Origin of the sequence: Klebsiella sp. SWET4 (assembly GCF_024296565.1) — a bacterium.
Lineage (GTDB): Bacteria > Pseudomonadota > Gammaproteobacteria > Enterobacterales > Enterobacteriaceae > Klebsiella > Klebsiella variicola.
In genome coordinates this window covers 27,371-46,720 of record NZ_JANCOB010000011.1, presented here as the reverse complement: position 1 = coordinate 46,720, position 19,350 = coordinate 27,371, and the positions used below count along the sequence as shown (strand labels likewise).

Below are 19,350 nucleotides of genomic sequence, written 5' to 3'. Positions count from 1 at the left end.
GCGCTGCGCCTTATCCGGGCTACCCATTGCGCCGATACGTAGCCCGGCTAAGCGTAGCGCAAGCCGGGGAAACAGCAGCTTCCTGGCCCAGAAACCGTAGCCCTGCTAAGCGCAGCTCGAGCAGGGAAATTCCCGGATGGCGGCGCGCTGCGCCTTATCCGGGCTACCCATTGCGCCGATACGTAGCCCGGCTAAGCGTCGCGCAAGCCGGGGAAACAGCGGCTTCCTGGTCCAGAAACCGTAGCCCTGCTAAGCGTAGCGCAAGCCGGGGAAACAGCGACTTCTTAGCCCAGCACCGCGGTGCCCAGACGACAGGTGCAGCAGCGCCGCCCCTTCTCGTCATACACCACTATCTCCCAGCTCTGGCTCTGGCGGCCAAGATGCAGCGGTCGGCATTCGCCGCGCACTTTTCCGCTGGAGACCGGACGATGGTGGGTAGCGTTAAGCTCGGTGCCCACCACGCACTGCCCTTCTTCGGTCATCAGCCAACCGGCCATCGAGCCCAGCGTCTCCGCCAGCGCCGCGGAGGCGCCGCCGTGCAGCAGACCAAACGGCTGATGGGTGCGCGCATCCACCGGCATCTCCGCCTCCAGCAGCCCCGCTTCCAGTCGGGTGTAGATGATGCCAAGATGCGCCACCATGGTGTTTTCGCTGCTGGCGTTCAGCGCCGCCAGCGTGAGCTCTCGCTTCCAGGCCATTTACGCCCCCAGCGTCGAGCCGCCATCGACCACAATATCCTGCAGCGTAATATGGCTGGCGTGAGAAGAGGCGAGGAACAGAATGGTATTGGCGATCTCCTGCGGGCGGGCGATTTTGCCCAGCGGGATGCCGAGCTTAAACTGCTCGCCGAAGCCGCGGATCCGCTGCTGCTCGGCATCGTCGCTGACCCACAGGGTGCGCTGCATATCGGTGTCGGTGGAGCCCGGCGACACGAGGTTGCAGCGCACGCCGCTGCCTGCCAGCTCAAGGCCAACGGTTAACGCCAGGCTTTTCAGCGCCGCTTTCGAGGCGCCATAGGCGCTCATGCCGATACGCGGCGTATGCGCGGCATCGGAGGCGACGGTGACGATCGCCCCGCCCCGCTGACGGCGGAACTGGGCCATCGTCTGCTGAAACAGATTAAACGCGCCGCCAACGTTGACCGCGAAGGTTTGCTGCCAGTCTTCCGCGCTCAGCTGGTCGGTGGCGCCCATGCGCAGGATCCCGGCGGCGTTCACCAGCACGTCCAGTCGTTCGATGTTGTTGAGCAGCCGCGCGCACACGTCGCGTACCTGACCGGCATCGGCGACGTCCAGCGTTTCGGTGGCAAACGGATAACCTTCGCCGTCAAAGGCAAGGTCGAAACCGGTGACGTTAGCCCCGGCCTCGACGAAAGCCAGCGCGGTGGCATAGCCAATCCCTTTACCTGCGCCGGTCACCCACACGGTCTGGCCGTGGAAATCCAGCGCCGCCATTATTTCACCTCACGGGAGAGCAGCGCCCACCAGGCGTCGATGGTCGGGTTCTTCGCCAGCATCACGAAGTCGATATCGCCGTGCACTTTGCGCCAGCGGGCGGCCAGGGCCATCATCCGCACCGAATCCAGACCGTAGTCGATCAGATTTTCATCATCCAGCGGTTCGTCGGATTCGTCGAGCAGCGGCAGGATCAGCGCGCGCAGCGCCGCTTTGGAGGCCGGCAGCGGCAGCAGCTCTTCGGTCATCACCACGCGGCCGGAGCGGCCGGCGACGTATTTCAGCGCCATCAGGTGCTCTTCACGGCTGAAGTCCGCCAGGGCGTCGGCGACAAAGAACGGTTTGATATCGCGCATGAAAGCATCGGTGGCGGTGGTCATGCAGCCGATATGAGCATAAACGCCGGTGATGATCAGCTGGTCGCGGCCGGCCTCTTTCAACATCTCCTCCAGCGGCGAGCGATGAAATGCGCTGTAACGCCATTTCACCAGCACGGTATCGTCTTCATCCGGCGCCAGCGCGGCAATCACCTGCTGCTGCTCCGGCGAGCGGGTCAGGCCCGGCCCCCACATATCATTCAGCAACGCCCGATCTTCATCACTCTGCTCTTTCGGCTGGGCGGTGTAGTACACCGGAATGCCGTTCTGTTTGCAGAAGTCGCGCAGGGCGGCGATATTGGCCACCACTTTCTCCATCATCGCGCTGTTTTCGCCCCAGAAGTTGAGGAAATACTCCTGCATATCGTGGATCAGCAGCGCGGCGCGCGACGGCTCAAAGGCCCAGTTGACTTTGTTCGCCGGGATATCGCTGGCTTCCGGCAGCGCATATGCCTGTAATTTAGGGATTGCCATTCTCTGTTCTCCTTCAGCCCAGCTTGCCTTCGGCCAGCCACTGACGTAATTGTTTTTTATCGACTTTGCCCACCGGCGTCAGCGGCAGCGCGGCAACGCACTCCACGCGATCCGGCAGTTTAAATTCAGCCACCCCCTGCTCGCGCAGGAAGCGGCGCACCGCGACGGCGCGCAGCGGCGAGGTCACCACCAGATAAGCGCAGCTTTTCTCGCCCAGCAGGTTGTCTTCGATGCTGACCAGCGCGGCGTGGATCACCGCCTCATGGCGCAGCAGCAGGTTTTCGATCTCTTCGGCGGCGATCTTCTCGCCGCCGCGGTTGATCTGATCTTTTTCCCGGCCCTGGACGGTGATATACCCGTCTTCGTCGATCGAAATCAGATCGCCGGAGCAGTAAAACCCGTCAGCGTCAAAGGCTTCTGCGTTATGCTGCGGGCTGTTGTAGTAGCCGCGGAAGGTGTACGGCCCGCGGGTCATCAGGCGGCCCACTTCGCCGCGCGGCAGCGGGTTGCCGTCGGCATCCGCTACCCACACTTCATCGTCCGGGCACATCGGGCAGCCCTGGGTATGGATGAGCCGCTCCGGGCTGTCGTTAAGGCGGGTGTAATTCACCAGCCCCTCCGCCATGCCGAACACCTGCTGCAGCTGGCAGCCGATTTCCGCCGGAATGCGCGCGGCGAGGGTCGCCGACAGGCGCGCGCCGCCGACCTGCAGCAGCTCCAGCGATTGCAGTTGCGCATTGCTGCCCCATTCATGGATCGCCTGCAGCCACAGGCTGACCGCCGGCGGCACCAGCGAGGCAACGTTAATCTGATGTTGTTCAATCAGCGGGAAACAGAGGGTGGCGCTCGGGTCGGCAGCGAGGATCACCCGCCCGCCGGCGAGGAAGACGCCGAGCGAACCCGGGGAACTCATCGCATAGTTATGCGCCGCCGGCAGCGCGTTGAGGTAGCGCGTCTCAGCGTTGATCCCGCAGATCTCGTTGCTGCGGCGGATGCTGTAGTCGTAATCGTTATGGGTGCGCGGGATCAGCTTCGGCGTCCCGGTGCTGCCGCCGGAGAGCTGGAAAAAGGCCACTTCGTCGGCAGGGGTTGGATTGGCGACAAAGTTATCCGCCGGGCGGTTAATCTCCGTCGCCAGATCGCGCTCGCCGCCGTCGTTACGCAACAGTGCGACGCGCAGGGAAGGATGCTCAGCGATAAACGCATGGAGGAAGCTATCGTCAGCAAACAGCGCGTGCTCGCGATCGGCAATCAGCAGCGCCGGTTTAATCTGCGCGGCGTAGGCGTTAAGCTCGCTGCGCTGATGGCTGAACAGCGCGTTCACTGGCGCGACGCCGATGCGCAGCAGCGCAAAGAAGGTGATGTAAAACTCGGCGACGTTGCCCAACTGCACCAGCGCGGTTTCCCCGCGCTTCAGTCCCTGGCACTGCAGCGAGCAGGCAAGGTTGTCCACCAGCTGATTAAACTGGCGGTAGCTAATCTGCCGTTCGCCATCGATAATCGCCACGGCGTCGCTTTCCGCGTGACGGGTGATCAGATTGGTTAACGGCAGATCCTGCCAGTAGCCTTTTTGACGATAGCGGGCCGCAAACTCTTCCGGCCAACGGGTAAATGCAATCATCCTTGCCTCTTAATTCAAGCCAAATACGTTAAGCATGGTGGTCAGTTTGACGCCGGTTTCGCGCCATTCGCCCAGCGGCGAGGAGGCCGGAACGATTCCCGCGCCGGCAAACAGGCGCAGCGTACGCTGCTGCAGACGCGCGCAGCGGATGGTCACCACCCATTCGCCGTTGCCTTCATCGTCACACCAGCCGACGATGCCGCCGAACAGCTGACGGTCGAAGGGTTCCAGTTCGGCAATCAGGCGCTTCGCCACCTGGTGTGGGAAGCCGCTCAGCGCCGGGGTCGGGTGCAGCAGACAGGCCAGCGACATGGCGTTTTCTTGCGCCAGCGCGGTGCCTTCGATTGGCGTTGCCAGGTGCCAGAGCGTTGGGGTGGTAATCAACTGCGGCGATGCCGGCAGCGACAGCTGGCTGCTGCGCGGGCCCAGCACGCTCTTCATCGCCTGGGTCACCAGCTCGTGCTCGTGGCGATCTTTGCCGGATGCCAGCAGCCTGTTGCCCGCTTCCCGGTCCAGCACATCGTCCGGTTGACGACGGGCGGAGCCAGCCAGCGGCAATGAGCTAAAGCGCGGCCCGTCTTTACGCAGCAGCAGCTCCGGGCTGGCGCCCAGCAGCACGCCGCCGTCGGAGAGCGGCACGTGGAAGTTAAAGCTCGCCGGGTTCTGGGCGATCAGTCGCTCCATCAGCGCGCCGCTATCGACGCGGTCGCGGGTGGTAATATCGATAAGCCTTGAGAGCACCACCTTGTCCACTTCCGGGGTGGCGGTCAGCGCGGCAGCGCGTTCCACCATGGCTAAAAACGCGTCCTGCTCCGGGATCTCCCGGCGCTCCACCACTTCCATTGTCTCCAGCGGCGCGGCGTAGCGGGCGGAACGCTGTTTTTCCGGGCGGGAGAACGCTTCCCAGCGCTCGGGGATATAGAGCTCGGAAGGCTGACAGGTGTCGAACGGGATAGCCCCCACCATCACCGGCTTGCGGATCCCCGCCGCGCGGGCGTCGGCAAAAGCGGCGGCCAGCTGCTGCTGGAACTCACCGTTCAGCGCATCGCCGCCGACAGCGGGCTGTGAGAAGCGGCGGAAGCAGCCGGAGGTGCTAAAACTGCGGTACGGCGACATAAAGAAGAAGCTGTCCGGAGACAGGGTCTGGGTGTGTTTCTGTACATCCTCAGCCAGTGACGTTTCCATATCATCCTCCAAAAACGATAAATATATTACGAATAATTATCATTTGTATTTTGGTTGGCTAACCTAAAAGGTATTGCCCGCCATGTCAACCGCGTTACGTCATTGCGCGCCACTTTGGCTTGCATCCTGCTGACGCAAAGTTGAAAATGAGACGCATTTATTACCTTTCGAATCAGGATGCGATGACGTGAACTTCTTTTCTTTCTGCCGCCGCGGTGCGCTGACCGGCATGCTGTTGCTTTTAGGAATTACCTCAGCCCAGGCGGCGGACTGGCCGCGCCAGGTCACCGACAGCTACGGGACACACACCCTGCCGAGCCAGCCGCTGCGCATTGTCTCCACCAGCGTGACCCTCACCGGCTCGCTGCTGGCGATTGACGCCCCGGTGGTCGCCAGCGGCGCGACCACGCCGAACAACCGCGTCGCCGATAGTCAGGGCTTTCTGCGTCAGTGGAGCGAGGTCGCCAAAGCCCGCAAGCTGGCGCGGCTGTACATCGGCGAACCAAGCGCGGAAGCGGTGGCCGCCCAGATGCCGGATCTGATCCTGGTGAGCGCCACCGGCGGCGACTCTGCCCTGCCGCTGTACGATCAGCTCAAAACGATCGCCCCGACGCTGGTCATCAACTATGACGATAAAAGCTGGCAAACCTTGCTCACCCAACTGGGGCAGATCACCGGCCATGAGCAGCAGGCCAGCGCGCGCATTGCCGACTTCAATAAACAGCTCGTTTCGTTAAAAGAAAAAATGAAACTGCCGCCGCAGCCGGTGACCGCCCTGGTCTATACCGCCGCCGCGCACAGCGCCAATATCTGGACGCCGGCATCGGCCCAGGGGCAGATGCTCGAACAGCTGGGCTTTAGCCTGGCGACGCTGCCGGGCGGCCTGCCCGCCAGCCATAGCCAGGGTAAACGCCACGATATCGTGCAGCTGGGCGGGGAGAACCTCGCGGCCGGTCTGAACGGCCAGAGCCTGTTCCTGTTCGCCGGCGACCAGAAAGATGCGGATGCCATCTACGCCAACCCGCTGCTGGCGCATCTCCCGGCGGTCGCAGGCAAACGCGTCTACCCGCTGGGCACCGAGACCTTCCGTCTTGACTACTACAGCGCCCTGCTGGTGCTCCAGCGTCTCTCCAGCCTGTTCGGCTAACGCGGGCCGTGCCATCAGGACGAGTACGCGGCCTGAACTCTTTTGCCGGGCGGCGCTGCGCTTGCCCGGCCTACAATGCCCGAGACCGTAGGCCCGGTAAGGCGTAGCCGCCACCGGGCATCAGGACGGGAACGTAACCTGAACTCTTTGCCGGGCGGCGCTGCGCTTGCCCGGCCTACAATGCCAGAGTCCCCCAGGCCAGACCGTAGGCCCGGTAAGGCGTAGCCGCCACCGGGCATCAGGACGGGTACGCAACCTGAACTCTTTGCCGGGCGGCGCGGCGCTTGCACCGGCCTACAATGCCCGAGACTGTAGGCCCGGTAAGGCGTAGCCGCCACCGGGCAAGTGCACCCTACTTAACTTTCGTTGACGATTTCCGGGCGCTGGAAACGGCGCAGCTCGCGTAGCAGCCCCACCAACAGCACGCCGACGAGCGCCAGCGCCCAGCCGCTGGCGCTGGCGGATGCCGCCGGGGTCATCACCGCCCCTAATCCGCCGAGCAGCGCCGCGCCGATGGCGTCGCCGGTGACGTTTTGCGCGGTCCACAGACCATTAATCCGCCCGAGCATATTTTCCGGCGTCTGGGTCTGGATCAGGGTGTACTGCAGCAGCGAGCTAATAGCGCTCAGCCAGCCAAACAGCGCCAGGCACAGCGCGCCCAACGCCCAGTGCGGCATCAGGCTGAACAGCGCAATGGCGACAAACGATCCCACCGTGGTCGCCAGCATCAGCGCACCCGGCCGCACCGTCTGGGCCAGTTGGCCGCTGGTCAACGCCCCCAGCGCCGCACCGAGCGGAATAGCGGCGTACAGCAGGCCAATCTGTCCGGCCGACATCTGCCAGCTCCCGGCCAGCGCCGGATAGAGCACCCGCACCGCGCTGGCCATGGTCAGCAGACCGCCAAGCAGCGCAATCCCGCCGATAAGCGGGCTCTGACAGAGGAAGGTCAGCCCCGCCAGCAGAGATCGCAGCGGATGCTCGCGCGGCTGCGGAGGCGGCGGCAGCTGCGGCAGACGCAGCAGGGTTAAGGTGGTGATAAAGGTCCCCGCCGCCGCCAGGCCGAAATTCCAGGCCACGCCGCCGGTGGCCAGCAGCAGGCCACCGATCATCGGCGAAATCACCGAGCCAAGGCGCACCGTCAACATGGTGATGGCCCCGGCCTGCATCAGGTTTTCCCGCCCCACCAGCGCCGGGGTCGCCGCCAGCAGCGCGGTCACCCCCAACGAGGCGAAGAACCCGTCCCAGATCCCCAGCAGGTAGATCGCCGCCAGCGACGGCTCCGGCAGCAGGGCGTTCAGACACAGACCGACAAAGCCCACGCCGCAGGTGCCGCGCGCCAGCAGGATCAGGCGTTTACGTTCATAGCGGTCAGCCAGCACGCCCCCCACCATCAGACCAACAAACATCGACGCACCGGTCAGCGTCACCGACAGCCCGACCTGCCAGGTCGAATGGGTCATCATCTGGATCTGGACCGGAATGGCCACGCCCAGCAGGCCAAGCGACAGAATAGAGATAAAGCGAGCGATAAAAACGGCGCGAAACGCCGGGTGAGTTTTCAGCAGGCTGAGATTGAGCAGCCAGGATTGTCGGTTCATTACAGCGCCTTGTCGTTATTTTTAATACCCTTTTTACTGTGGGTCATGCTACCATAGCTGAATAAAATCGATAACGATAATTACTATCATTATCATATCAGGGATGTCAGTTATGTCGTTTTCTACGACCGCGGTACGCTCTGTCGCCGTGCCCGGATTGTTGCTATTACTCGCCTTAGCCGCCGCGCTTAGCCTGACCATCGGCGCCAAATCGTTGCCGATCGGCACGGTATTCACCGCCTTCAGCGGAACCTGTCAAAGCGCCGACTGCACCATCGTGCTGGACGCGCGCCTGCCGCGTACCCTGGCCGGTCTGCTGGCCGGCGTCGCCCTCGGTCTCGCCGGCGCGCTGATGCAGACGCTCACCCGCAACCCGCTGGCCGACCCCGGCCTGCTGGGGGTCAACTCCGGCGCCAGCTTCGCCATCGTCCTCGGCGCGGCGCTGTTCGGGATCACCTCCCCGCAGGAGCAACTGCTGCTGGCGTTTTGCGGCGCGCTCTGCGCCTCGCTGCTGGTGGCCTTTACCGGCAGTCAGGGCGGCGGCCAGCTGAGCCCGGTGCGCCTCACCCTCGCCGGGGTCGCCCTTGCGGCGGTGCTGGAGGGGCTGTCCAACGGCATCGCCCTGCTCAACCCGGACGTCTACGATCAGCTGCGCTTCTGGCAGGCCGGTTCGCTGGATATCCGCACCCTGCAGACGCTGAAAATTGTCCTGCTGCCGGTGGTGATAGCGGGGATCGCCGCCCTGCTGCTGAGCCGGGCGCTTAACAGCCTGAGCCTCGGCAACGATACCGCCACCGCCCTCGGCAGCCGCGTCGCCCGCACCCAGCTGATCGGCCTGATCGTCATCACCGTCCTGTGCGGCAGCGCCACCGCCGTCGTCGGCCCCATCGCCTTTATCGGCCTGATGATGCCGCATATGGCGCGCTGGCTGGTGGGGGCCGATCATCGCTGGTCGCTGCCGGTCACCCTGCTCGCCACCCCGGCCCTGCTGCTGTTTGCCGACGTGATTGGCCGCCTGCTGGTGCCCGGCGAACTGCGGGTATCGGTGGTGAGCGCCTTTCTCGGCGCGCCGGTGCTGATCTGGCTGGTGCGCCGTCAGCCGCGGGGAGGTGGCCTGTGATTGCCCCGTCCCGCCGCCTGATAGCCAGTTGCCTGGTGCTGATGGCCGCCAGCCTGCTGATTTCCCTGCTCGGGCTGACGCAAGGCCCGGTGCCCCTGACGATTGACCAGGTGTTCTCGGCGCTGTTCGGCGATGCGCCGCGCAACGTCGCGATGGTGGTGAACGAATGGCGGCTGCCGCGGGTGTTAATGGCGCTGCTCATCGGCGCCGCGCTCGGCGTCAGCGGCGCCATTTTCCAGTCGCTGACCCGCAACCCGCTCGGCAGCCCGGACGTGATGGGCTTTAACACCGGCGCCTGGAGCGGCGTGCTGGTGGCGATGGTCCTCTTCGGCCAGAACCTGACGGCGATTGCCCTGGCGGCGATGGCCGGCGGGGTGCTGACCTCGCTGGTGGTCTGGCTGCTGGCCTGGCGCAACGGGATCGAGACCTTCCGCCTGATCATTATCGGCATCGGCGTGCGCGCCATGCTGGTGGCATTCAACACCTGGCTGCTGCTGCGCGCCTCGCTGGAGACCGCCCTTTCTGCGGGCCTGTGGAACGCCGGATCGCTTAACGGCCTGACCTGGGGTAAAACCTGGCCGTCGGCGCCGCTGATCCTGTTGATGCTGGTGGGCAGCGCCCTGCTGGTTCGCCGGATGCGACTGCTGGAGATGGGCGACGATACCGCCTGCGCGCTGGGTGTGCAGGTCGAGCGTTCGCGCCTGCTGCTGATGCTGGTGGCGGTGGTGCTCACCGCCGCCTCAACGGCGCTGGCCGGGCCGATCTCATTTATTGCGCTGGTGGCACCGCATATCGCCCGCCGCCTGAGCGGCACGGCCCGCTGGGGACTGACCCAATCGGCCCTGTGCGGCGCGCTGCTGCTGGCGCTGGCCGATTACGGCGCCCAGCGGCTGTTTATGCCGTGGCAGCTGCCGGTTGGCGTGTTAACCGTCAGCCTCGGCGGTATTTACCTTATTGCATTGTTGATTCAGGAGTCCCGCAAAAAATGAGTGCTGTCCCCTCCCGTTTGCGCGGCGAGCAGTTAACCCTGGCCTACGGTAACAAGACCATCGCCGAGTCGCTGAACGTGACCATCCCTGACGGCCACTTCACCGCCATTATCGGCCCCAACGGCTGCGGCAAGTCGACGCTGTTGCGCACCCTCAGTCGCCTGATGACGCCGGCCAGCGGCCACGTCTGGCTCGACGGCGCGCAGATCCAGCAGTACGCCAGTAAAGAGGTTGCCCGCCGCATCGGGCTGCTGGCGCAGAATGCCACCACTCCTGGCGATATCACGGTGCAGGAGCTGGTGGCCCGCGGGCGCTATCCGCACCAGCCGCTGTTTACCCGCTGGCGCAAAGAAGATGAAGAGGCGGTGAACAAGGCGATGCGGGCGACCGGGATCAGCGATCTGGCGCTGCAGAGCGTCGACACGCTTTCCGGCGGCCAGCGGCAGCGGGCGTGGATTGCGATGGTGCTGGCCCAGGAGACGGCGATTATGCTGCTGGATGAGCCAACCACCTGGCTGGACATCAGCCATCAGATCGACCTGCTGGAGCTATTGAGTGAGCTGAATCGCGAGAAGGGCTATACCCTGGCGGCGGTGCTGCACGATCTTAATCAGGCCTGCCGCTACGCCACCCACCTGATCGCCCTGCGCGACGGCAAGATCGTCGCCGAGGGGGCGCCGAAGGAGATCGTCACCGCCGATCTGATTGAACGGATTTACGGCCTGCGCTGCACGATCATTGAGGATCCGGTGGCGCATACGCCGCTGGTGGTCCCGCTGGGCCGCCGGTAATCTCCTCTTTCGCCGGCTTGCGCTACGCTGAGCCGGGCTACCTGCTGTAGCCCGAACTCAACCGTTACCCCAGAATCTCCCTGACCACCGGGCCGATGGCTTCAAAGGCCTGCGGGGAGATAATGTCGACGTGGGCGCAGTTCTGGCTGAACACCTCCAGTTCCGCCACCCACGGGCCCCATACGACCTGCGGATCCATCCCCGCCTGCCGCGTCTTCTCCGCCACGAAAAGCGTCGCCTTGCCGTCAAACTTCGCGCTGTGGGCGGTGGTTAACAGCCGCACCGCATCGGCATAGTTACCTTCGATAGCGCTGAACAGCTCGCCGGAGGCTTGCCCCTGCTGGGCAGCGAGGAACGCTTCGCGCTCGCGGTCGATCTCCGCCAGTACCTCGGGATCCAGCCCGTTGGCCTCTTTCTCCGCCCAGTTTTGCGTCTCCGGCGGCCAGGTATCCAGCAGGCCGAGGAAGGCCACCGCTTCGCCGCGCTGGCGCAAGCGGGCGGCAATCCCCTGGGCTAAGGTGCCGCCCAGCGAATACCCAAACAGGTAATAAGGGCCGTGCGGTTGCTGCGCCAGCAGCGTGCGCAGATGGTGCTCGCACACCTCGTCGAGGCTGGCGGCGCTGGCCATCGGCCCCTGCGGGCGCGGCGACTGAATACCGGTTATTGACCAGCGCGGGCTGAGATAGCGCGCCAGCACGCTGAACTGCCAGGCGAAGCCGGAGGCCGGATGGAAGCAGAACAGCGTCGGGCCGTCGCTCTCGCGCAGCGGCAGAAGCGTATCCAGCCCCAGGCGCCGGGCCTGCTCATCGCTGAGATCGGCAGCCAGCAGCGCGCTCAGTTTGCCCACCGTCGAGGCCACCATCACCTGCCCCGGGGTCACCTGCCGCGCCAGCTGGCGGCTGAGCTGTGCCGCCAGACGCATCGCCAGCAGAGAATGACCGCCGAGGGCGAAGAAATCGGCGTCGATATCGTTCACCTCGCAGCCCAGCAGCTGGCTGAAGGCCGTGGCGACAAGGGTTTCCATCCCGGGCTCCGGCGGCCGGCCGCTGCGCTCCCCGCCGAGGGTCGGCAACGGCAGCGCTTTGCGGTCCAGTTTGCCGTTGGCGCTGAGCGGCAGGTCGGCGAGCTGCATCAGCACCACCGGCACCATATGCGGCGGCAGCTGTTCCGCCAGCCGCGCTTTCAGCGCCGCGGTATCCAGCGGCAGGCCGGAGTCAGAGACCAGATAGCCCACCAGCTGTCGGGCATCGCCGCCGGTCGCCGCCGCCTGATTGAAGACGCAGGCGTGGCTCACCGCCTGCGCCACGTCCGGCAGGGCCGACATCACCCGGTCAATCTCGCCAAGCTCGATGCGCTGCCCGCGGATCTTCAGCTGGTCGTCGCTGCGGCCAAGATACTCCACCGCGCCGTTCGTCAGCCAGCGCGCCACGTCGCCGGTGCGATACATCCGCTCACCGGGGGCAAACGGGTCGGCGATAAAGCGGCTGGCGGTGAGGTCCGGACGTCCCAGATAGCCCTGCGCCAGCTGGATGCCGGTGAGATAAAGATCTCCCGCCACCCCCGGCGGCACCGGGCGCATCGCGGCATCGAGAATGCGCAGCCCGGTGTTCCACACCGGCCAGCCAATCGGCACGCTGCTGCCGGTCACCGCCGCCAGCTCAGATCCGCAGGCCGGGTACCAGCTGACGTCCACCGCCGCTTCCGTCGGGCCGTACAGGTTATGCAGCGGCGCGCCGGTTAAGCGCTCCCACTCGCGGCACAATTCCGTCGGCAGCGCTTCGCCGCTGCAGAATACCCGCCGCAGCGTGCGGCAGGCAGCGACGCTGTCGGCATCCAGCGAGGCGACAAACGCCGCCAGCATCGACGGCACAAAGTGGGTGGTGGTCACGCCGTAGCGGGCGAAGAACTGCTGCATCGCCTGCGGGTCGCGGTGCGCCTCCGGCTCGGCCATCACCAGCTGCGCGCCGGCGATAAACGGCCACCAGAACTCCCACACCGACACGTCGAAACTGCACGGCGTTTTCTGCGCCACCACGTCCTGGGCAGATAACGGATAGCGATCCTGCATCCACAGCAGGCGGTTGACGATGGCGGTCTGGCCGACCATCACCCCTTTAGGCCGCCCGGTGGAGCCGGAGGTAAAGATGATGTAGGCGGTATGGTCCGGTTTTGACAGCGCCAGCGGCGCGTCATCCCCGGCGGCCAGCGGCTGCTGATAGCAGAGGCTTTCCAGCCCCGGAATATCGCTGAAGCGGGCCAGTTGATCCTCCGAGGTGATCAGCAGCGACGGCCGGGCGTCTTCCAGCATCATCCGCAGGCGGTCGTCCGGGTAGCCGGTGTCCAGCGGCAGCCAGGCGGCCCCCGCTTCGACAATACCGTGCAGCGCCAGGGTCAGGAACACCGAGCGCGGCAGGGCCACCGCCACGCTGTCGCCCGGCTTCACGCCGCGCTGACGCAGCAGTTGCGCGAGCGCCACCACCTGCTGACGCATCTCGCGATAGCTGAACTGCCAGCGGGCGTCCGCCAGCGCCGGGGCATCCGGGGTCTTCCGCGCCTGGTCGGCCACCAGCGCGCTGAGGGTGGTGGCAGGCAGCGGCACAACGGTATCGTTGACCGCCGCCAGCCGGGCCAGCTCGTTGGCGGAGAGCATCTCTGCTTCGCCGCAGCGCAGCGCCGGATCGGCGGCGAACTGCGCCAGCAGCGCGGTCAGTCTCGCCACATGGCGACGGAGCTCGGCTTCGCCGTACCGGGCCTTGTTGGCGAGGATCTCCAGCGACAGCCCGCCGGTCTCATCCGGGAACAGCGCCAGCTCGAGATCGTTGACCGGGCCGGTGGCGAGGGTGTGGGTCACTGCCTGCACACCATCGATATCCAGCTGGTAATCAAAGACTTTGACGTTCAGCACCGGGCCGAACAGCGGTTCGTCCCCTGCCGCTTTGCCGCTGTCGCGAACGATCTGTTCGGCGTCATAGCGCTGATGGCGGCGCATCTTTTTCAACTGAGCGGCGAGGCGCATCGCCAGGTCTGCCAGCGTCTCCTGGGCGTCAATATGCACCGCCAGAGGCAGGACATTGAGCACCGGCCCCGTCGAGGTCAGCGCGGCTGAACCCATCCGGCGCATAAAGATAAAGCCCGCCGCGTAGTCCATCCGGTTGCACAGGCGGCCCAGCCACAGCGTGGTGAGCGCCAGCGCCAGGTCAGCGGGCTGACACTGCGGCGCATGGCCAGCCAGACGGCGGAAGGCGTCGGCGTTCATCTCCAGCTTCATCCGCCAGATATCGCTCCCGGCGGCGCGTCCGCCCAGCGGCGCGGCAGAGAGTGAGGCAGGCGACGGTAACGCCTGGCGCTGAGCCTGCCAGAAGGCTTTATCCCGCTGCCAGGCCTCGCTGCCGGCGTAGCGCTGGTACTCGTCCACCACCTCGGCGAAGGGGGTGAAAGGCGACTCAGGAGTGGCTTCCCCCCGCTGCCAGGCGCGGTAAATGGCGGCGATCTGCCGGGTTATCGCCGGGAAGCTGAAGCCATCCACCAGCAAGTGGTGATAACGCTGATACCAGTACCAGCGGTCGTCGCCGACGCGCAGCAGCTGATGGCACACCAGCGGGTTGCCGCCGTCGACACGCAGATCCTGCGCCAGGTCCGCCTGCATCCGCTCCGTGGCGGCGCGATGCGGATCCGGCGCCGTACGCAGGTCAATGATCGACGGTTTGCCAAAGGTGCGGTCGGCCGCCACCCACTGCCAGACTTCCCCCTCCTCTTCCTCAAAGCGCAGGCTGAGGGTGTCCGCCTGCTGCAGACCGGCGACAATCGCTTTTCCCAGCAGCGTCGGGTCGAGCGCGCCGCGCAGTTCAACATAGTGGGCCACGCTCCAGGCGCCTGGCAGAGTGGAGAGGCGCTCGGCCATCCAGATCCCCGGCTGCGCGGCAACCAGCGGTAAACGAGTGGTCATTGTCAGCTCCTTATGACGCATGATGGGCGGGGGTCAGGGTTGACCAGTTGGCCGCCAGCCAGGCGTTGCAGGCCTCGGCCGACTGCGGGGGGCACACCACCGCCCAGCCGGCAGGCAGGTCGCAGTGCGCCGGCCACAGGCTGTACTGCTGCTGATCATTGCGCAGAATGTAAAACTGCCCTTGCGGATTGTCGAAGGGGTTACTGAATTGCATATCAAACTCCTGTCGTAAAGCGCGGTGCTAAGGGTGCGACAGCAGAGGCTGCCAGAGCTGGATAAGCCCTGCCGTCAGCCCGCCGCGCCAGCAAAGCGCATCATGCCCGCCGTCAACCTGACGCCAGAAAATCGTCTGCTGTGTCGTAGTGAGTTGCGCCAACAGCGCCTGGTTGGCGCGAAAAATAATCGGTTCACGCTGGCCCGCTTCCAGCCAGATGCGCAGCCCGGCCGCGGACACCTCACCCTGGCGAAGCTGTTCGCCGATAAAGCCCGTCCCGCGGCCATCGCGATGCGGCCACCAGTAGGAGCCTGACTGGCTGAGTACGCAGCCAAAGCGCTGCGGCCAGTTGAGGGCGGCGAACATCGCCGCCAGGCCGCCGAAGCTTTGCCCGGCCACCACTGTCCGCTCCGGGCGGTCGCTGAACGGGGCATGGCCGCGGATCAGCGGCAGGAGCTCCTCCTGCACCGCCAGCCAGAAATCGCGGTGACAGGGCAGCTCAACCCCGCGGCGCTGGTTGTCGATCGCGTCGATCAGCAGGTAGACCGCCGGCGGCAGTCTCTCTTCGCGGGTCAGTGCGGCCAGCGGCGACCACACCGGCATGCTCTCGGCCCAGAACTGGCCGTCGAGCAGGATCGCCAGGGGCCGCGTTTGCGGGTCGACGGCCTCGCCGGTGGTGTAGATCCAGACCCGGCGATGGTTGCCCAGACGCGCGCTGCGCCACTCAAGGCATCGGGCGGGAGGATGCGCCTCATTAAACTGGTCCCAGCCGGGCTGCGCGGGCGCCTGCGGCATCTCCAGGGCCGACACGCCATGGCCGCGTCCGCCCTGCCAGCTGTGCGGGTTCAGCGGATCGGCTATCGCCCGCGGCAGCAGTTTGCGCCAGCCTTCGCGCAGCAGCGCGCGGTCGGGCGCGTCAGCGCTGAACACCTCAGGGGAAAAATCATCGTCACGGTCGGAGGGAATAAAACAGTAGCTACCGCGCCAGGTCGGCGACAGGGTGGTTCGCCAGGACCAGGCGTCGGTCCCGGGCAGACGCGTCAGCGATTGCGGCCGCGCATTCTGATGGTGGTCGGTCACCCCGGTGATATAGAGCCATACCCGACGGCGCGGAGAGTGCGTTTCATCCCCCGCCGGATCCCGCCACCAGAACGTCACCTCGATGGCGTCATCCACTGCGCGGCACTGCGGCCCCTGCAGGGTTTGCCACCACTCCTCGCTTCCTGTCCTTAACATTCTGTCATTAACCCTATGTATATCGTGACTTTTTTAATTAATTGTAATTCTTTATTGATAATATTATTGATAACTATTTGCATTTGCAATAGCGTATTAGCGCGCCGTGGGAAGCGCGTCTTTCACAAAACATGTCGAAGAGAGCTTATTCAGCTAGCGACGGAGTGCCTTTGCCCTCTTCCGGCAACATTTATGCCGCCTCCCCTCCCGGTGGGAAGGGGCGTTTGGGGAACGTGGCGACTAAAGAGCAGGAATAACAATGAATAACAGGATCAAATCCCTGGCCTTGCTGGTCAATCTGGGAATTTACGGGGTTGCTTTTCCGTTAAGCGCAGCGGAAACCGCCACCGACGATAAAAACAGCGCTGCTGAAGAGACCATGGTGGTCACCGCCGCCGAGCAGAATCTGCAGGCGCCGGGCGTCTCCACCATCACCGCCGATGAGATCCGCAAACGCCCGCCAGCGCGCGACGTCTCGGAGATCATTCGCACCATGCCGGGGGTCAACCTGACCGGCAACTCCACCAGCGGCCAGCGCGGCAATAACCGCCAGATTGATATCCGCGGCATGGGTCCGGAAAACACCCTGATCCTGATCGATGGCAAGCCGGTCACCAGCCGCAATTCCGTGCGCCTTGGCTGGCGCGGCGAGCGCGACACCCGCGGCGACACCAGCTGGGTGCCGCCGGAGATGATCGAACGCATCGAAGTGATCCGCGGCCCGGCCGCCGCCCGCTACGGCAACGGCGCCGCCGGCGGGGTGGTGAATATCATCACCAAAAAAACCGGCGATGAGTGGCACGGCTCATGGAACACCTATATGAACGCCCCGGAGCACAAGGATGAAGGCTCCACCAAACGCACTAACTTCAGCCTCAGCGGCCCGCTGGGCGGCGATTTCAGCTTCCGTCTGTTCGGTAACCTCGACAAAACGCAGGCCGACGCCTGGGATATCAACCAGGGCCATCAGTCCGAACGTACCGGGATCTATGCCGACACCCTGCCTGCCGGGCGCGAAGGGGTACAAAATAAAAACATCGATGGTCTGGTGCGCTGGGAATTCGCCCCGATGCAGTCGCTGGAGTTTGAGGCGGGCTACAGCCGCCAGGGCAACCTCTACGCCGGCGACACCCAGAACACCAACTCCAACGACCTGGTGAAAGAGAACTACGGTAAAGAGACCAACCGTCTGTACCGTAACACCTACTCGGTCACCTGGAACGGCGCCTGGGACAACGGGGTGACCACCAGCAACTGGGCGCAGTACGAGCGCACCCGCAACTCGCGCAAAGGCGAAGGCCTGGCCGGGGGCACCGAGGGGATCTTTAACAGCAACCAGTTCACGGATATCGATCTGGCGGATGTGATGCTGCACAGCGAAGTCAGCATCCCGTTCGACTATCTGGTTAATCAGAACCTGACGCTGGGCAGCGAGTGGAACCAGCAGCGGATGAAGGATAACGCCTCCAACACCCAGGCGCTGTCGGGCGGCACCATCCCGGGCTACGACAGCACTGGCCGCAGCCCGTACTCGCAGGCGGAAATCTTCTCGCTGTTCGCTGAGAACAACATGGAGCTGACCGACACCACCATGCTGACCCCGGCGCTGCGTTTCGATCACCACAGCATCGTCGGCAATAACTGGAGCCCGTCCCTCAACCTGTCGCAGGGCCTGTGGGACGACTTCACACTGAAGATGGGCATCGCCCGCGCCTATAAAGCGCCGAGCCTGTATCAGACCAACCCGAACTACATTCTCTACAGTAAAGGCCAGGGCTGCTACGCCAGTAAAGACGGCTGCTATCTGCAGGGGAATGAAGATTTAAAAGCCGAGACCAGCATCAACAAAGAGATTGGCCTCGAGTTTAAACGCGACGGCTGGCTGGCGGGCGTCACCTGGTTCCGCAACGACTACCGCAACAAAATTGAAGCGGGCTATGCCCCGGTCTATCAAAACAATAAAGGTACCGATCTCTACCAGTGGGAAAACGTGCCGAAAGCGGTGGTGGAAGGCCTGGAGGGGACATTGAACGTGCCGGTGAGCGAGACCGTGAACTGGACCAACAACATCACCTATATGCTGCAGAGTAAGAACAAAGAGACCGGCGATCGTCTGTCGATTATCCCGGAATACACGCTGAACTCCACCCTGAGCTGGCAGGTTCGCGATGACGTTTCGCTGCAGTCGACCTTCACCTGGTACGGCAAGCAGGAGCCGAAGAAGTACAACTACAAGGGTCAACCGGTTACCGGCAGCGAGAAGAACGAGGTCAGCCCTTACAGCATCCTCGGCCTGAGCGCGACCTGGGACGTCACCAAATATGTCAGTCTGACCGGCGGCGTGGATAACGTCTTCGACAAGCGCCACTGGCGCGCGGGCAACGCCCAGACCACCGGGGGCGCCACCGGTACGATGTACGGTGCCGGCGCCGAGACCTATAACGAATCGGGCCGCACCTGGTATATGAGCGTCAACACCCACTTCTGATAGCGGCTTCTCCCTCCCCCGCCCTTGCTGGACAAAGGGCGGGGCCAACCGCGGTAACCTTACCCTATGCGCCACCATCACACCGCTTTGCCGCTGGCCGGCTATACCATCCAGCAGGTCGAATTCGACCCGGCGACTTTCCAGCCTGAAGATCTGTTCTGGCTGCCCTATCACGCCAGCCTGACCGGCTGGGGCCGCAAGCGGCAGGCGGAGCACCTGGCAGGACGCATCGCCGCGGTATACGCCCTGCGCGAGGTGGGGGAGAAACAGCCTCCCGCCATCAGCGACCAGCGCCAGCCGCTGTGGCCCACGCCCTGGTTCGGTAGCATCAGCCACTGCGCCCAGCGCGCGCTGGCGGTGATCGCCGATCGGCCGGTGGGCGTCGATATTGAGCGCCGGTTTACCCCCCAGATGGCGGCGGAGCTGGAGGACAGCATTATCAGTCCGACGGAAAAAACAGCGCTGCTGCGCAGCGGCATGCCCTTCCCGCTGGCGCTGACGCTGGCGTTTTCGGCAAAAGAGAGTGGGTTTAAGGCGACGCCTGCGGCAAATCAGCGCGCGCTGGGGTTCGCCGATTTTCAGATCGTGGACATAACGGCAAGCACCTTAGCGCTTGAGTTTGCGGAGCAACGCTATCCCTTGCACTGGATAGCGTCGGAGGAGCAGGTCATCACGCTTTGCGCATTGCAGCAGTAAACGCCCGCGCTTCA

15 protein-coding genes are annotated in these 19,350 nt (G+C 64.4%); 6 read left to right on the top strand and 9 right to left on the bottom strand.

Translation table 11 applies throughout. The features are described 5' to 3' along the window. Window positions 1–284: 284 nt before the first annotated feature. Genes entH through entC form a run of 5 tightly spaced genes read right to left on the bottom strand, consistent with a single transcriptional unit; the run spans window position 285 to window position 5,111 of the window. On the bottom strand, window positions 285–698 hold the full coding sequence (gene entH / locus NKJ21_RS21555; RefSeq protein ID WP_008805589.1) for a proofreading thioesterase EntH: 414 nt from the start codon (window positions 696–698) through the stop codon (window positions 285–287). After that, complete coding sequence (entA, locus tag NKJ21_RS21550; protein ID WP_012068428.1) at window positions 699–1,454, bottom strand: 2,3-dihydro-2,3-dihydroxybenzoate dehydrogenase EntA; 756 nt, start codon at window positions 1,452–1,454, stop codon at window positions 699–701. It lies immediately after the preceding gene. After that, a complete protein-coding gene (entB, locus tag NKJ21_RS21545) occupies window positions 1,454–2,305 on the bottom strand; it encodes an enterobactin biosynthesis bifunctional isochorismatase/aryl carrier protein EntB (protein ID WP_012968725.1) in 852 nt (283 codons plus the stop codon). The genes entA and entB overlap by 1 nt, the downstream gene beginning before the upstream one ends. 13 nt (window positions 2,306–2,318) lie before the next feature. Further along, on the bottom strand, window positions 2,319–3,926 hold the full coding sequence (entE, locus tag NKJ21_RS21540; protein WP_131008660.1) for a (2,3-dihydroxybenzoyl)adenylate synthase EntE: 1,608 nt from the start codon (window positions 3,924–3,926) through the stop codon (window positions 2,319–2,321). Window positions 3,927–3,935: 9 nt separating this feature from the next. Then, the gene (gene entC, locus NKJ21_RS21535; protein WP_008805585.1) at window positions 3,936–5,111 is read right to left on the bottom strand and encodes an isochorismate synthase EntC; all 1,176 of its coding nucleotides are present in this window, start codon (window positions 5,109–5,111) and stop codon (window positions 3,936–3,938) included. Between the two features lie 187 nt (window positions 5,112–5,298). Here entC and fepB point away from each other — a divergent pair, with 187 nt between their 5' ends. Beyond that, window positions 5,299–6,258, top strand: coding sequence for a Fe2+-enterobactin ABC transporter substrate-binding protein (fepB, locus tag NKJ21_RS21530; protein ID WP_012542488.1), 960 nt, complete (start codon window positions 5,299–5,301; stop codon window positions 6,256–6,258). 356 nt (window positions 6,259–6,614) lie between these two features. Here the strand turns inward: fepB and entS are convergent, their stop codons facing one another. Further along, a complete protein-coding gene (entS, locus tag NKJ21_RS21525) occupies window positions 6,615–7,856 on the bottom strand; it encodes an enterobactin transporter EntS (RefSeq protein ID WP_008805583.1) in 1,242 nt (413 codons plus the stop codon). 112 nt (window positions 7,857–7,968) lie between these two features. Between entS and fepD the strand changes: the two genes are divergently transcribed. From fepD to fepC, 3 genes are read left to right on the top strand one after another with little or no spacing between them, the layout of a single operon-like run. Further along, window positions 7,969–8,976 (top strand): Fe(3+)-siderophore ABC transporter permease, encoded by a 1,008-nt coding sequence (gene fepD / locus NKJ21_RS21520; protein WP_023297205.1) that lies wholly within the window; start codon window positions 7,969–7,971, stop codon window positions 8,974–8,976. Continuing rightward, a complete protein-coding gene (gene fepG, locus NKJ21_RS21515; RefSeq protein ID WP_167806880.1) occupies window positions 8,973–9,965 on the top strand; it encodes an iron-enterobactin ABC transporter permease in 993 nt (330 codons plus the stop codon). Before fepD ends, fepG begins: the two co-directional genes overlap by 4 nt. After that, entirely contained in the window at window positions 9,962–10,756 is a 795-nt protein-coding gene (gene fepC, locus NKJ21_RS21510; protein ID WP_012542491.1) for an iron-enterobactin ABC transporter ATP-binding protein, read from the top strand. The genes fepG and fepC overlap by 4 nt, the downstream gene beginning before the upstream one ends. A gap of 64 nt (window positions 10,757–10,820) precedes the next feature. Here fepC and entF read toward each other — a convergent pair whose 3' ends face one another. Genes entF through fes form a run of 3 tightly spaced genes read right to left on the bottom strand, consistent with a single transcriptional unit; the run spans window position 10,821 to window position 16,152 of the window. Next, window positions 10,821–14,702, bottom strand: coding sequence for an enterobactin non-ribosomal peptide synthetase EntF (gene entF / locus NKJ21_RS21505; protein ID WP_254733212.1), 3,882 nt, complete (start codon window positions 14,700–14,702; stop codon window positions 10,821–10,823). A 10-nt stretch (window positions 14,703–14,712) separates the two neighbouring features. Further along, window positions 14,713–14,916 carry an MbtH family NRPS accessory protein gene (locus tag NKJ21_RS21500; protein WP_004178967.1) on the bottom strand — a complete coding sequence of 68 codons (204 nt, stop codon included), beginning with the start codon at window positions 14,914–14,916 and terminating at the stop codon, window positions 14,713–14,715. Window positions 14,917–14,943: 27 nt separating this feature from the next. After that, window positions 14,944–16,152, bottom strand: a complete 1,209-nt coding sequence (gene fes, locus NKJ21_RS21495; RefSeq protein WP_023322211.1) for an enterochelin esterase — start codon at window positions 16,150–16,152, stop codon at window positions 14,944–14,946. 259 nt (window positions 16,153–16,411) lie between these two features. Between fes and fepA the strand changes: the two genes are divergently transcribed. Both fepA and entD read left to right on the top strand, forming a co-directional pair. Continuing rightward, window positions 16,412–18,640: a siderophore enterobactin receptor FepA gene (gene fepA, locus NKJ21_RS21490; protein WP_022065110.1), complete on the top strand. Its 2,229-nt coding sequence runs from the start codon at window positions 16,412–16,414 to the stop codon at window positions 18,638–18,640. A 66-nt stretch (window positions 18,641–18,706) separates the two neighbouring features. After that, a complete protein-coding gene (gene entD, locus NKJ21_RS21485; RefSeq protein WP_239270581.1) occupies window positions 18,707–19,336 on the top strand; it encodes an enterobactin synthase subunit EntD in 630 nt (209 codons plus the stop codon). The last annotated feature ends 14 nt before the right edge of the window (window positions 19,337–19,350 follow it).

What these genes read in the sequence shown, in the direction of transcription:
- entH (WP_008805589.1), bottom strand. Translation starts at nt 698, where the DNA reads ATGGCCTGGAAGCGAGAGCTCACGCTGGCGGCGCTGAACGCCAGCAGC.
- entA (WP_012068428.1), bottom strand. Translation starts at nt 1,454, where the DNA reads ATGGCGGCGCTGGATTTCCACGGCCAGACCGTGTGGGTGACCGGCGCA.
- entB (WP_012968725.1), bottom strand. Translation starts at nt 2,305, where the DNA reads ATGGCAATCCCTAAATTACAGGCATATGCGCTGCCGGAAGCCAGCGAT.
- entE (WP_131008660.1), bottom strand. Translation starts at nt 3,926, where the DNA reads ATGATTGCATTTACCCGTTGGCCGGAAGAGTTTGCGGCCCGCTATCGT.
- entC (WP_008805585.1), bottom strand. Translation starts at nt 5,111, where the DNA reads ATGGAAACGTCACTGGCTGAGGATGTACAGAAACACACCCAGACCCTG.
- entS (WP_008805583.1), bottom strand. Translation starts at nt 7,856, where the DNA reads ATGAACCGACAATCCTGGCTGCTCAATCTCAGCCTGCTGAAAACTCAC.
- fepD (WP_023297205.1), top strand. Translation starts at nt 7,969, where the DNA reads ATGTCGTTTTCTACGACCGCGGTACGCTCTGTCGCCGTGCCCGGATTG.
- fepC (WP_012542491.1), top strand. Translation starts at nt 9,962, where the DNA reads ATGAGTGCTGTCCCCTCCCGTTTGCGCGGCGAGCAGTTAACCCTGGCC.
- entF (WP_254733212.1), bottom strand. Translation starts at nt 14,702, where the DNA reads ATGACCACTCGTTTACCGCTGGTTGCCGCGCAGCCGGGGATCTGGATG.
- NKJ21_RS21500 (WP_004178967.1), bottom strand. Translation starts at nt 14,916, where the DNA reads ATGCAATTCAGTAACCCCTTCGACAATCCGCAAGGGCAGTTTTACATT.
- fes (WP_023322211.1), bottom strand. Translation starts at nt 16,152, where the DNA reads ATGTTAAGGACAGGAAGCGAGGAGTGGTGGCAAACCCTGCAGGGGCCG.
- fepA (WP_022065110.1), top strand. Translation starts at nt 16,412, where the DNA reads ATGAATAACAGGATCAAATCCCTGGCCTTGCTGGTCAATCTGGGAATT.
- entD (WP_239270581.1), top strand. Translation starts at nt 18,707, where the DNA reads ATGCGCCACCATCACACCGCTTTGCCGCTGGCCGGCTATACCATCCAG.